This window comes from Scandinavium goeteborgense, from assembly GCF_003935895.2.
In the GTDB taxonomy this organism is placed as follows: Bacteria; Pseudomonadota; Gammaproteobacteria; order Enterobacterales; family Enterobacteriaceae; genus Scandinavium; species Scandinavium goeteborgense.
The window spans coordinates 405757-418342 of sequence record NZ_CP054058.1 but is presented as its reverse complement, the minus strand read 5'-3'; the positions used below and the strand labels follow the sequence as shown (position 1 = coordinate 418342).

Here is a 12586-nt window from a genome sequence, read left to right as displayed (position 1 = left end):
ATGAGTCAAATATTACTACAGCCGGCGGATGCGATGATTACGCTGGAAAACGTCAATAAATGGTACGGACAGTTTCACGTTCTGAAGGACATTAATCTGAACGTGAAGCAGGGTGAACGTATTGTCTTGTGCGGGCCTTCAGGCTCAGGAAAATCGACCACAATCCGTTGTATTAATCATCTGGAAGAACATCAGCAGGGTCGGATCGTCGTTGATGGCATCGAGCTCAATGAAGATATTCGCAATATCGAGCGAGTGCGTCAGGAAGTTGGAATGGTATTCCAGCACTTCAATTTGTTCCCGCATCTTACCGTTTTGCAAAACTGTACTCTGGCACCCATATGGGTGCGAAAACTACCAAAGAAAGAAGCGGAAGCGTTAGCGATGCACTATCTGGAGCGGGTCCGGATTGCGGAACATGCTCATAAGTTTCCCGGCCAGATTTCAGGTGGCCAGCAACAGCGCGTCGCGATAGCGCGTTCGTTGTGCATGAAGCCAAAAATTATGCTGTTTGATGAGCCAACTTCCGCACTCGATCCGGAAATGGTGAAGGAAGTACTCGACACCATGATCGGCTTGGCCCAATCCGGGATGACAATGCTGTGCGTAACGCATGAAATGGGCTTTGCCAGAACCGTCGCTGACCGGGTTATCTTTATGGACAGGGGTGAGATCGTCGAGCAGGCACCGCCGGAGCAGTTCTTTGCAAATCCAAAATCTGAGCGTACCCGCGCGTTTCTCTCTCAGGTCATCCACTGAGCCATTTCCTCCCCATTTTGGGGAGGATTTTTCTATTTTCAGATCGAAGAAAAGCAAAAAGCCCAGTCATAAGACTGGGCTTTTTGCTTAATTGATGTCTGGCAGTTCCCTACTCTCGCATGGGGAGACCCCACACTACCATCGGCGCTACGGCGTTTCACTTCTGAGTTCGGCATGGGGTCAGGTGGGACCACCGCGCTGTTGCCGCCAGACAAATTCTTTTATCTGCCGAACTTAACCGTTAAAACTGGTGCTGATACCCAGAGTCGAACTGGGGACCTCACCCTTACCAAGGGTGCGCTCTACCAACTGAGCCATATCAGCACACTTAATTTGATGCCTGGCAGTTCCCTACTCTCGCATGGGGAGACCCCACACTACCATCGGCGCTACGGCGTTTCACTTCTGAGTTCGGCATGGGGTCAGGTGGGACCACCGCGCTGTTGCCGCCAGGCAAATTCTGTTTACCAACACACCCTTCAGGGTCTGTCAGTTAATCTGTTTCAAGCTGAATATCGTCGTCTCTCACGCCAAAACATCTTCGGCGTTGTAAGGTTAAGCCTCACGGTTCATTAGTACTGGTTAGCTCAACGTATCGCTACGCTTACACACCCAGCCTATCAACGTCGTAGTCTTCAACGTTCCTTCAGGACTCTCAAGGAGTCAGGGAGAACTCATCTCGGGGCAAGTTTCGTGCTTAGATGCTTTCAGCACTTATCTTTTCCGCATTTAGCTACCGGGCAATGCCATTGGCATGACAACCCGAACACCAGTGATGCGTCCACTCCGGTCCTCTCGTACTAGGAGCAGCCCCCCTCAATTCTCCAGCGCCCACGGCAGATAGGGACCGAACTGTCTCACGACGTTCTAAACCCAGCTCGCGTACCACTTTAAATGGCGAACAGCCATACCCTTGGGACCTACTTCAGCCCCAGGATGTGCTGAGCCGACATCGAGGTGCCAAACACCGCCGTCGATATGAACTCTTGGGCGGTATCAGCCTGTTATCCCCGGAGTACCTTTTATCCGTTGAGCGATGGCCCTTCCATTCAGAACCACCGGATCACTATGACCTGCTTTCGCACCTGCTCGAGCCGTCACTCTCGCAGTCAAGCTAGCTTATGCCATTGCACTAACCTCCTGATGTCCGACCAGGATTAGCTAACCTTCGTGCTCCTCCGTTACTCTTTGGGAGGAGACCGCCCCAGTCAAACTACCCACCAGACACTGTCCGCAACCCGGATTACGGGTCTACGTTAGAACATCAAACATTAAAGGGTGGTATTTCAAGGTTGGCTCCACAAGAACTGGCGTCCTCGCTTCAAAGCCTCCCACCTATCCTACACATCAAGGCTCAATGTTCAGTGTCAAGCTATAGTAAAGGTTCACGGGGTCTTTCCGTCTTGCCGCGGGTACACTGCATCTTCACAGCGAGTTCAATTTCACTGAGTCTCGGGTGGAGACAGCCTGGCCATCATTACGCCATTCGTGCAGGTCGGAACTTACCCGACAAGGAATTTCGCTACCTTAGGACCGTTATAGTTACGGCCGCCGTTTACCGGGGCTTCGATCAAGAGCTTCTCCCTAAGGATAACCCCATCAATTAACCTTCCGGCACCGGGCAGGCGTCACACCGTATACGTCCACTTTCGTGTTTGCACAGTGCTGTGTTTTTAATAAACAGTTGCAGCCAGCTGGTATCTTCGACTGATTTCAGCTCCATCCGCAGGGACTTCACCTACACATCAGCGTGCCTTCTCCCGAAGTTACGGCACCATTTTGCCTAGTTCCTTCACCCGAGTTCTCTCAAGCGCCTTGGTATTCTCTACCTGACCACCTGTGTCGGTTTGGGGTACGATTTCGTGTTACCTGATGCTTAGAGGCTTTTCCTGGAAGCAGGGCATCTGTTACTTCAGTACCGTAGTACCTCGTCATCACACCTCAGCGTTAGATAAGAGTCCGGATTTACCTAAACTCTCCGCCTACATGCTTAAACCGGGACAACCGTCGCCCGGATAACATAGCCTTCTCCGTCCCCCCTTCGCAGTAACACCAAGTACAGGAATATTAACCTGTTTCCCATCGACTACGCCTTTCGGCCTCGCCTTAGGGGTCGACTCACCCTGCCCCGATTAACGTTGGACAGGAACCCTTGGTCTTCCGGCGAGCGGGCTTTTCACCCGCTTTATCGTTACTTATGTCAGCATTCGCACTTCTGATACCTCCAGCTACCCTCACAGGCCACCTTCAACGGCTTACAGAACGCTCCCCTACCCAACAACACATAGTGTCGCTGCCGCAGCTTCGGTGCATAGTTTAGCCCCGTTACATCTTCCGCGCAGGCCGACTCGACCAGTGAGCTATTACGCTTTCTTTAAATGATGGCTGCTTCTAAGCCAACATCCTGGCTGTCTGAGCCTTCCCACATCGTTTCCCACTTAACTATGACTTTGGGACCTTAGCTGGCGGTCTGGGTTGTTTCCCTCTTCACGACGGACGTTAGCACCCGCCGTGTGTCTCCCGTGATAACATTCTTCGGTATTCGTAGTTTGCATCGGGTTGGTAAGTCGGGATGACCCCCTAGCCGAAACAGTGCTCTACCCCCGAAGATGAGTTCACGAGGCGCTACCTAAATAGCTTTCGGGGAGAACCAGCTATCTCCCGGTTTGATTGGCCTTTCACCCCCAGCCACAAGTCATCCGCTAATTTTTCAACATTAGTCGGTTCGGTCCTCCAGTTAGTGTTACCCAACCTTCAACCTGCCCATGGCTAGATCACCGGGTTTCGGGTCTATACCCTGCAACTTAACGCCCAGTTAAGACTCGGTTTCCCTTCGGCTCCCCTATTCGGTTAACCTTGCTACAGAATATAAGTCGCTGACCCATTATACAAAAGGTACGCAGTCACCTAACAAGTAGGCTCCCACTGCTTGTACGTACACGGTTTCAGGTTCTTTTTCACTCCCCTCGCCGGGGTTCTTTTCGCCTTTCCCTCACGGTACTGGTTCACTATCGGTCAGTCAGGAGTATTTAGCCTTGGAGGATGGTCCCCCCATATTCAGACAGGATACCACGTGTCCCGCCCTACTCTTCGAGTTCACAACGCGTGCATTTTCATGTACGGGGCTATCACCCTGTATCGCCGGACTTTCCAGACCGTTCCATTAACACGCGCGCTGATTCAGACTCTGGGCTCCTCCCCGTTCGCTCGCCGCTACTGGGGGAATCTCGGTTGATTTCTTTTCCTCGGGGTACTTAGATGTTTCAGTTCCCCCGGTTCGCCTCATTAAGCTATGTATTCACTTAATGATAGTGTGTCGAAACACACTGGGTTTCCCCATTCGGGTATCGCCGGGTCAAAGGTTCATATCACCTCGCCGACGCTTATCGCAGATTAGCACGCCCTTCATCGCCTCTGACTGCCAGGGCATCCACCGTGTACGCTTAGTCGCTTAACCTCACAACCCGAAGATGTTTCTTTCGATTCATCATCGACTTGCAATAATTTGAGAGACTCGAACACACCGTATTTTCCTTTCTTATTACGGAGAAAGGAAACAGTGTGTCGTTTCAATTTTCAGCTTGATCCAGATTTTTAAAGAGCAAATATCTCAAACATGACTCACCGCTTACGCAGTAAAATCAGTTTTGAGATAGGGAGGCCGGCGACTTTCACTCACAAACCAGCAAGTGGCGTCCCCTAGGGGATTCGAACCCCTGTTACCGCCGTGAAAGGGCGGTGTCCTGGGCCTCTAGACGAAGGGGACACTGAAGTCTCAATCGCAAGACGCCTTGCTTCTCTACATCTATCAGACAATCTGTGTGGACACTACAAAGGCAGGTTCTTTAAGGTAAGGAGGTGATCCAACCGCAGGTTCCCCTACGGTTACCTTGTTACGACTTCACCCCAGTCATGAATCACAAAGTGGTAAGCGCCCTCCCGAAGGTTAAGCTACCTACTTCTTTTGCAACCCACTCCCATGGTGTGACGGGCGGTGTGTACAAGGCCCGGGAACGTATTCACCGTAGCATTCTGATCTACGATTACTAGCGATTCCGACTTCATGGAGTCGAGTTGCAGACTCCAATCCGGACTACGACGCACTTTATGAGGTCCGCTTGCTCTCGCGAGGTCGCTTCTCTTTGTATGCGCCATTGTAGCACGTGTGTAGCCCTACTCGTAAGGGCCATGATGACTTGACGTCATCCCCACCTTCCTCCAGTTTATCACTGGCAGTCTCCTTTGAGTTCCCGGCCGAACCGCTGGCAACAAAGGATAAGGGTTGCGCTCGTTGCGGGACTTAACCCAACATTTCACAACACGAGCTGACGACAGCCATGCAGCACCTGTCTCAGAGTTCCCGAAGGCACCAAAGCATCTCTGCTAAGTTCTCTGGATGTCAAGAGTAGGTAAGGTTCTTCGCGTTGCATCGAATTAAACCACATGCTCCACCGCTTGTGCGGGCCCCCGTCAATTCATTTGAGTTTTAACCTTGCGGCCGTACTCCCCAGGCGGTCGACTTAACGCGTTAGCTCCGGAAGCCACGCCTCAAGGGCACAACCTCCAAGTCGACATCGTTTACGGCGTGGACTACCAGGGTATCTAATCCTGTTTGCTCCCCACGCTTTCGCACCTGAGCGTCAGTCTTTGTCCAGGGGGCCGCCTTCGCCACCGGTATTCCTCCAGATCTCTACGCATTTCACCGCTACACCTGGAATTCTACCCCCCTCTACAAGACTCTAGCCTGCCAGTTTCGAATGCAGTTCCCAGGTTGAGCCCGGGGATTTCACATCCGACTTGACAGACCGCCTGCGTGCGCTTTACGCCCAGTAATTCCGATTAACGCTTGCACCCTCCGTATTACCGCGGCTGCTGGCACGGAGTTAGCCGGTGCTTCTTCTGCGAGTAACGTCAATCGCTGCGGTTATTAACCACAACGCCTTCCTCCTCGCTGAAAGTACTTTACAACCCGAAGGCCTTCTTCATACACGCGGCATGGCTGCATCAGGCTTGCGCCCATTGTGCAATATTCCCCACTGCTGCCTCCCGTAGGAGTCTGGACCGTGTCTCAGTTCCAGTGTGGCTGGTCATCCTCTCAGACCAGCTAGGGATCGTCGCCTAGGTGAGCCATTACCCCACCTACTAGCTAATCCCATCTGGGCACATCCGATGGCAAGAGGCCCGAAGGTCCCCCTCTTTGGTCCGAAGACGTTATGCGGTATTAGCTACCGTTTCCAGTAGTTATCCCCCTCCATCGGGCAGTTTCCCAGACATTACTCACCCGTCCGCCGCTCGTCACCCAGAGAGCAAGCTCTCCTGTGTTACCGCTCGACTTGCATGTGTTAGGCCTGCCGCCAGCGTTCAATCTGAGCCATGATCAAACTCTTCAATTTAAGTTTGATGCTCATGAATTAAACTTCGTAATGAATTACGTATGTTCACTCATAAGACTTGGTATTCTATTTAGCGTCTTTCGACGTTTAAGAATCCATGTCACTTTGAGTGCCCACACAGATTGTCTGATAAATTGTTAAAGAGCAGTGAGTTACGCGCTTTCGCTTGCTAACTCGAGGTGGCGTATATTACGCTTTCCTCTTTCAGAGTCAACCCTTAATTTCAGGATTTTTAACTCTTATCGCCGCCGGTACACTGTGAAGTTGTTCACATGTTCCGTGTCGATGGAGGCGCATTATAGGGATCCCATTTTTTTGCACAACCCTTTTTTGCGATCTTTTTTCCGACCGCTGTTTTTTCATTCTTTTTGCTGAGATCCCGTCCGATCTGACTATTTTTTGAGGTGTTAAAGCCTCATAGAAAGCCGATAATGTCTATAAATCACCTGCTCCTATATAAAAGAGGTAAACATGTCGGCAAATATTCGCCCTTATAAAGCATTACATCCCAAGATCGGTTCCCGGGTAATGATCGACGCCACCAGCGTGGTGATCGGAGATGTACGCCTCGCTGACGATGTGGGCATCTGGCCGTTGGTCGTTATTCGCGGCGATGTGAATTATGTGGCTATCGGCGCGCGCAGCAATATTCAGGACGGCAGCGTATTACACGTCACGCACAAATCCGCCTATAAGCCGGAAGGCAATCCTCTCATCGTCGGTGAGAACGTCACCGTAGGACACAAAGTCATGCTGCACGGCTGCACGATTGGCAATCGGGTATTGGTCGGGATGGGATCGATACTGCTGGACGGTGCAGTAATAGAAAATGATGTAATGATTGGGGCCGGAAGCCTGGTGCCACAAAACAAACGTCTTGAAAGCGGTTTTCTATATCTCGGCAGCCCGGTCAAACAGATCCGCCCATTAACAGAAGCGGAAAGAGAGGGATTGACGTATTCCGCCAACAACTATGTGAAATGGAAAGATGAATATCTCAGTCAGGAGAGCCAGACCCAGCCCTGATTGTCTTCCTGCCGATCGCGGATAGCCTGTTCGGCTTCTTCTTCCAGATCCCAGCGATTCTGTCGAAAGCTTTCCAGCCAGACTTCTGGCGCATCGCCACCAAAGCGATGCGCCAGTGATTCAGCCGATAATGCGCAGTTCAGCTGAAACCCACCGACCAGCACCGGAAAGCAAATGCACCGCTGCACTTCATCCCAGGTCTCACGGTCGGGGAACAGAATCGCCTGATTCAAAGGGCGAGTTCCTTTTTCAGTTCGTCGATAACAGGTGTGATTTCCGGCATAACGCCATGCCACAGCAATACGGCATGCGCCGCCTGGGCCACCAGCATGCCCAGACCATCGGCATTCTGTTTTGCGCCGTGCTGTTCGCACCAGTTCAAGAAAGGCGTATTTCCTTTCTGATAAAACATGTCATAGCAGTGCACATCTCTATTGATAATCGCAGTCGGGATTGCTGGCGTTTCTCCGCCAATACCGCTGGAAGTCGCATTGATTATCAATTCGAATTTTTGGTCGGCGAGAGCATCCATCGCCAACGCTTTCACACTTCCGGTATGTGCAAAGAGCGTAGCCAGTTCCTGAGCTCGGGCAAATGTCCTGTTGGTTACCGTCACCGCGCAGTCTAACGACAGCAGTGGTAAAAGTACGCCACGCGCCGCGCCGCCCGCGCCAATCAATAGAATGCGATAACCCGGCTTAATGAAGGCCAGGCGTTCAAGGTCACTCAGCAAACCGATACCGTCAGTGTTATCACCCAGCAGGCGTCCGTCTTCGAGGCGCTTCAAAGTATTGACGGCTCCAGCCAGCGCGGCCCGCTCCGTTAGTTCATCCGCACGAGCAAACGCTTCTTCTTTAAAGGGAACCGTCACATTACAGCCTTTACCGCCTGAGGCTATAAATGCATCCAGCGTTTCATTAAAGGCTTCACGTGGGGCAAGCACCCGACCATAAGGATGCTCAATATTAAGCTGCTGAGCGAATCTCTGATGAATGAAGGGCGATTTGCTGTGTGCAATGGGGTTGCCGAATACTGCGTACTGTTCCATACGATTACCCCTGGCGGAAAAGTTCGCCCGTCAGGGCATCAAGAATTTCAGAAGGATTCATCCGTCCGCCCGTCTCTCCTTTTACTACCGGAAAGGCGTCGCCAAACTGAGCGACAACTTCTGCGACGGTACGGCAAGGTTCCTGCCCGGTGAGATTCGCGCTTGTCGATACCAGCGGTTTCCCGTAGGCCTCGCACAACTCCACCACCAGCGGATGGTCTGTCACGCGTACAGCAAGCGTTTCGAAACGCCCGGTGAGCCAACGCGGGGTCGAAGCCTGAGCTGGAAAGACGAAGGTGACCGGCCCTGGCCAACGTGAGAACACGGCTTCACGCTGCGCATCCGACAATACGGAATCGTCGATATATGGCCTGAGTTGTTCAAAATTCGCGGCAATCAGGATGAGACCTTTTTCCATAGGGCGCTGCTTGAGTTCAAGCAAACGCATGACCGCCGTTTCACTATCGGGGTCACAGCCCACGCCAAAAACAGCCTCAGTGGGATAAGCGATGACTTCTTTATTATTGAGCGCGTCGATAGCTTTCAAAACGCTTTCTTGATGCAGGTTACTGTTCACTGATTTGTTCCGCCGATACCGGCTTTCCACATTGTTTACTGGCACAAAAGAGCTTAACGCCCTGCGCCGTTTTCTTTTCGATAAGCAGTGGGTAATGGCACTCGGGGCATTCGCCCACTACCGGTTTGAAGTTAAGGACAAATTGGCAATCGGGATAGCGATCGCAGGAATGGAAGGTCTTCCCATAGCGGGAACGACGCTGGACCAGATGCCCTTCGTGGCACTGCGGGCAAGCGATGGCGGTATCATCAGGCTTGTCGATCAGTTCCGTATGCTCACAGGCCGGATACTGGCTGCAGCCGATAAACATGCCAAAACGTCCTTGGCGAAGCACCAGTTCCGCCCCGCAGGCTGGACACAACTGCCCTTCCAGAACTTTGACAATATGTCCGTCCGCCTGACTTTTCAGGGGACGGACGTAATCGCATTCCGGGTAATGAGAACAACCGAGAAACGGCCCGTGTTTACCGCTTCGGATAACCAGTTCAGCCCCGCACTGTGGGCAGGGCTCGTTTTTAGGCACCGTAAACAGTGCTGATTTGGCCATAACAACTCTTGTCGCTGCGCAATTGAATTAGTGCAGCATACCTTCATTTACTTCGAAGAGTAATTCTTCCATCTGCTGATAGGCATTTTCACAGCCCGGGATGTTGAACAGCACCATCAGAATCACCCACTTCAAATCTTCCAACTCAAACTCTGTGGCATCCAGCGCCATAACGCGTTCGATCACCATTTCACGCGTTTCGAGGTTTAGCACCTGAATCTGCTCCAGGAATAACAAGAATCCCCGGCAACTGGCATCCAGCCGTTGGCACTCATCTGCGGTATAAATACGAACAGAGAGTGGATCTGAAGCAAGCTGCATTGGCTCGGTGAGCCCTTCCTGATAATCAGCCAGCTTTTCCAACCACAGCAGTGCGTTGTAGATATCTTCACGATCAAAACCGGCGTCAGTAAGATCCTGCGTCAGCTTATCCTGATCCACCCGCATCTCTGCTTCGTTATGGATGTAAGTCTCAAACAAATACATCAGTACGTCGAACATGGCATGCCCTCCTTAATCGGACATAGCCGCCGGGTACAGCTGCGATCCATCCTGCTAACTCCAGTTCGAGTAGTTGGGCTACCGTCACTGGCACAGGTTGGCCGGCACGTTCAGCGACAACGTCAACAGGTGTTACCTCATCTCCTACGTTAGCCAGGAGCTCTGGAAATGGCAATGCTGCAAGCTCCGTATCCGGGGAATAATTTGATTTTTCAGCCTCATCTGGCAACGGATGTCGCCCATATTGCAAATTTTCCAGGATGTCTTCTACTGACGTCACAGGTATCGCACCCTGCTTAATCAACCAGTGTGGCCCTTCAGAACCGGGGCTCCCTAAAGGCCCAGGAACGGCATAAACATCCCGGCCCTGCTCTAGCGCGGTTCTGGCGGTGACCAGAGAGCCGCTTTTTATCGCCGCCTCCACCACCAGGACCCCACTGCTGAGCCCGCTGATAATCCGATTTCGCCGTGGGAAATTGGCGGGAAAAGGCGGCTGTGCCAATGGGAATTCACTCACCAGCGCCCCGCCATTCTCAACAATACGCTGAGCCAGTTGCGCATGCCGTCGTGGATAGGTATGAAACAGTCCGTTGCCCAATACCGCAATGGTTTTCCCGGATGCATCCAATGCAGCGCGATGTGCCACACCATCGATGCCTAGCGCCATCCCGCTGGTTATCGTCATGCCTTTTCTGGCTAGCGCTTCGCTGAAAATGCGCCCCCACCGCTCGCCGTACCACGAGTGATCCCGACTGCCGACAATCGCGATTTGTGGCGACGCCAATAGTTTTACATCCCCCGCGACAAACAAAATGCCCGGATAGTCGACGATCGCTCGTAATGAGGCAGGGTAATCAGGGTGATCGGCGAAAAGCAGGGAATGCTCAGGTATTGCTAACCAATTCTGAGTGTCGTCCAGAATGCGTTGGGATAGTGAGAAGAATTGTTTGGTGTGCTTCGCTGAAAACCCGTTTTCACGCAAAACGTCGGCATTAATTGAATCTGTAGATATCAACCGTTGCGCCAGCGCGAACAGCGTGTCGCCGTATAACCCATTGACCGTTATCAGACGGAGCCATATTTCTGTGGGTGTCATCCTTTTCCCCTTGCCACAAGCAGTCCCGGCAATCTTTGCGATTGGTCAGTCATGCTGTCAATCAGAGGGGGTTTTGTCTAGAATAGAGGTAATAAACTTTCCAACTCCTGAACACAACTCTGGATAATTATGTCAGTTTTGCAAGTGTTACATATTCCGGACGAGCGTCTTCGCAAAGTCGCAGAGCCGGTTAAAGAAGTAAATGCAGAAATTCAGCGCATCGTCGATGATATGTTCGAAACGATGTACGCCGAAGAAGGTATTGGTCTGGCCGCAACTCAGGTCGACATCCATCAGCGCATCATCGTCATTGACGTGTCTGAAGATCGTGCAGAACAGCTGGTGTTGATCAACCCAGAGCTGCTGGAAAAAAGCGGCGATACCGGTATTGAAGAAGGCTGCCTGTCGATTCCTGAACAGCGGGCACTGGTTCCGCGCGCCGAGAAAGTGAAAATCCGCGCACTGGATCGTGAAGGTAAGTCTTACGAATTAGAAGCCGATGGCCTGCTGGCAATCTGCATTCAGCACGAAATGGACCATCTGGTCGGCAAACTGTTTATCGATTATCTGTCCCCGCTGAAACAACAGCGCATCCGTCAGAAAGTTGAGAAACTGGATCGACTGAACGCTCGTGCTTAAGGATAAGAATTAACGTGTCAGAATCACTCCGCATTATTTTTGCTGGTACTCCTGACTTTGCAGCGCGTCATCTAGACGCGCTGTTGTCGTCTGGACACCAGGTGGTTGGCGTCTTCACCCAACCAGACAGGCCAGCCGGGCGCGGTAAAAAAATGATGCCAAGCCCGGTTAAAGTGCTGGCAGAAGAAAAAGGTCTACCGGTTTTCCAGCCTGCATCACTGCGTCCTCAGGAAAACCAGCAGCTCGTTGCCGACCTAAACGCCGACATTATGGTCGTCGTTGCCTATGGTCTAATCCTGCCGAAAGCGGTTCTGGATATGCCGCGTCTGGGCTGCATTAACGTTCACGGTTCACTGCTGCCGCGCTGGCGTGGCGCTGCACCCATCCAGCGTTCACTTTGGGCTGGAGATGCCGAAACCGGCGTCACCATCATGCAGATGGATGTGGGTCTTGATACCGGCGATATGCTGCATAAACTCTCCTGCCCGATTACCGCAGAAGATACCAGCGGTTCGCTGTACGATAAGCTCGCAGAGATGGGTCCACAGGGCCTGATCGAAACACTGAAGCAGCTGGCAAACGGCACAGCAAAACCTGAAGTTCAGGATGAAGCGCTGGTCACTCATGCCGAAAAGCTCAGTAAAGAAGAAGCGCGCGTCGACTGGTCATTGTCGGCGGAGCAACTTGAGCGTTGCATTCGAGCCTTTAACCCATGGCCAATGAGCTGGCTTGAGATTGATGGTCAACCGGTCAAAGTTTGGCAGGCATCCGTTATCCGCACTGAAATAGACGCCGCGCCGGGCACCATTGTCGATGCCAATAAACATGGTATTCAGGTCGCGACCGGTAATGGCATCCTGAACCTGCTATCGCTGCAACCCGCAGGTAAAAAAGCCATGAGCGCACAGGATCTTTTAAATTCGCGCCGGGAGTGGTTTATTCCCGGTAACCGTCTTGCCTGACGTCCCCTTACTTCAAGCCCGGTATTGCCGGGCCTTTT

The 12586-nt window shown here is 52.1% G+C and carries 10 protein-coding genes, 2 tRNA genes and 4 rRNA genes; 4 read left to right on the top strand and 12 right to left on the bottom strand.

Annotated elements, in window-relative coordinates; all coding sequences use genetic code 11:
- The gene (locus tag A8O29_RS02775) at positions 1 to 759 is read left to right on the top strand and encodes an amino acid ABC transporter ATP-binding protein (protein WP_125352554.1); all 759 of its coding nucleotides are present in this window, start codon (positions 1 to 3) and stop codon (positions 757 to 759) included.
- 96 nt (positions 760 to 855) lie between these two features.
- Here A8O29_RS02775 and rrf (A8O29_RS02770) read toward each other — a convergent pair.
- The 6 genes from rrf (A8O29_RS02770) to A8O29_RS02745 form a co-directional block, all read right to left on the bottom strand.
- Positions 856 to 971: ribosomal RNA gene (rrf, locus tag A8O29_RS02770) — 5S ribosomal RNA — on the bottom strand.
- Positions 972 to 1007: 36 nt separating this feature from the next.
- Positions 1008 to 1083: transfer RNA gene (locus A8O29_RS02765), tRNA-Thr, on the bottom strand.
- A gap of 14 nt (positions 1084 to 1097) precedes the next feature.
- Positions 1098 to 1213 (bottom strand): 5S ribosomal RNA (gene rrf, locus A8O29_RS02760).
- Positions 1214 to 1310: 97 nt separating this feature from the next.
- Positions 1311 to 4216, bottom strand: a 23S ribosomal RNA gene (locus A8O29_RS02755).
- A 233-nt stretch (positions 4217 to 4449) separates the two neighbouring features.
- Positions 4450 to 4525, bottom strand: a tRNA-Glu gene (locus A8O29_RS02750).
- Between the two features lie 85 nt (positions 4526 to 4610).
- Positions 4611 to 6152 (bottom strand): 16S ribosomal RNA (locus tag A8O29_RS02745).
- Together the 16S, 23S and 5S rRNA genes with 2 tRNA genes alongside form the textbook arrangement of a ribosomal RNA operon.
- Before the next feature lie 471 nt (positions 6153 to 6623).
- Here A8O29_RS02745 and A8O29_RS02740 point away from each other — a divergent pair.
- Entirely contained in the window at positions 6624 to 7178 is a 555-nt protein-coding gene (locus A8O29_RS02740; protein ID WP_125354989.1) for a gamma carbonic anhydrase family protein, read from the top strand.
- Here A8O29_RS02740 and A8O29_RS02735 read toward each other — a convergent pair.
- From A8O29_RS02735 to dprA, 6 genes are read right to left on the bottom strand one after another with little or no spacing between them, the layout of a single operon-like run.
- Entirely contained in the window at positions 7154 to 7411 is a 258-nt protein-coding gene (locus A8O29_RS02735) for a DUF1488 family protein (RefSeq protein ID WP_125354990.1), read from the bottom strand. The two genes, A8O29_RS02740 and A8O29_RS02735, sit on opposite strands and share 25 nt — an antisense overlap.
- Positions 7408 to 8226: a shikimate dehydrogenase gene (gene aroE, locus A8O29_RS02730; protein WP_125354991.1), complete on the bottom strand. Its 819-nt coding sequence runs from the start codon at positions 8224 to 8226 to the stop codon at positions 7408 to 7410. The genes A8O29_RS02735 and aroE overlap by 4 nt, the downstream gene beginning before the upstream one ends.
- Positions 8227 to 8230: 4 nt before the next feature.
- Positions 8231 to 8803, bottom strand: coding sequence for an L-threonylcarbamoyladenylate synthase type 1 TsaC (tsaC, locus tag A8O29_RS02725; RefSeq protein ID WP_125354992.1), 573 nt, complete (start codon positions 8801 to 8803; stop codon positions 8231 to 8233).
- Complete coding sequence (locus A8O29_RS02720) at positions 8793 to 9350, bottom strand: DNA topoisomerase family protein (protein WP_125354993.1); 558 nt, start codon at positions 9348 to 9350, stop codon at positions 8793 to 8795. The genes tsaC and A8O29_RS02720 overlap by 11 nt, the downstream gene beginning before the upstream one ends.
- A 27-nt stretch (positions 9351 to 9377) precedes the next feature.
- Positions 9378 to 9851 (bottom strand): DUF494 family protein Smg, encoded by a 474-nt coding sequence (gene smg, locus A8O29_RS02715; protein WP_110512480.1) that lies wholly within the window; start codon positions 9849 to 9851, stop codon positions 9378 to 9380.
- Entirely contained in the window at positions 9823 to 10947 is a 1125-nt protein-coding gene (dprA, locus tag A8O29_RS02710) for a DNA-protecting protein DprA (RefSeq protein ID WP_125354994.1), read from the bottom strand. Before dprA ends, smg begins: the two co-directional genes overlap by 29 nt.
- A gap of 129 nt (positions 10948 to 11076) precedes the next feature.
- Between dprA and def the strand changes: the two genes are divergently transcribed.
- Together def and fmt are read left to right on the top strand one after the other, a co-directional pair.
- Entirely contained in the window at positions 11077 to 11586 is a 510-nt protein-coding gene (gene def, locus A8O29_RS02705) for a peptide deformylase (protein WP_110512478.1), read from the top strand.
- 14 nt (positions 11587 to 11600) lie between these two features.
- Positions 11601 to 12548: a methionyl-tRNA formyltransferase gene (gene fmt, locus A8O29_RS02700; RefSeq protein WP_125354995.1), complete on the top strand. Its 948-nt coding sequence runs from the start codon at positions 11601 to 11603 to the stop codon at positions 12546 to 12548.
- The last annotated feature ends 38 nt before the right edge of the window (positions 12549 to 12586 follow it).

Bases quoted from the DNA above. Each gene is read 5' to 3' on its own strand.
- A8O29_RS02775 (WP_125352554.1), top strand. From the start codon at position 1: ATGAGTCAAATATTACTACAGCCGGCGGATGCGATGATTACGCTGGAA.
- A8O29_RS02740 (WP_125354989.1), top strand. From the start codon at position 6,624: ATGTCGGCAAATATTCGCCCTTATAAAGCATTACATCCCAAGATCGGT.
- aroE (WP_125354991.1), bottom strand. From the start codon at position 8,226: ATGGAACAGTACGCAGTATTCGGCAACCCCATTGCACACAGCAAATCG.
- A8O29_RS02720 (WP_125354993.1), bottom strand. From the start codon at position 9,350: ATGGCCAAATCAGCACTGTTTACGGTGCCTAAAAACGAGCCCTGCCCA.
- smg (WP_110512480.1), bottom strand. From the start codon at position 9,851: ATGTTCGACGTACTGATGTATTTGTTTGAGACTTACATCCATAACGAA.
- dprA (WP_125354994.1), bottom strand. From the start codon at position 10,947: ATGACACCCACAGAAATATGGCTCCGTCTGATAACGGTCAATGGGTTA.
- def (WP_110512478.1), top strand. From the start codon at position 11,077: ATGTCAGTTTTGCAAGTGTTACATATTCCGGACGAGCGTCTTCGCAAA.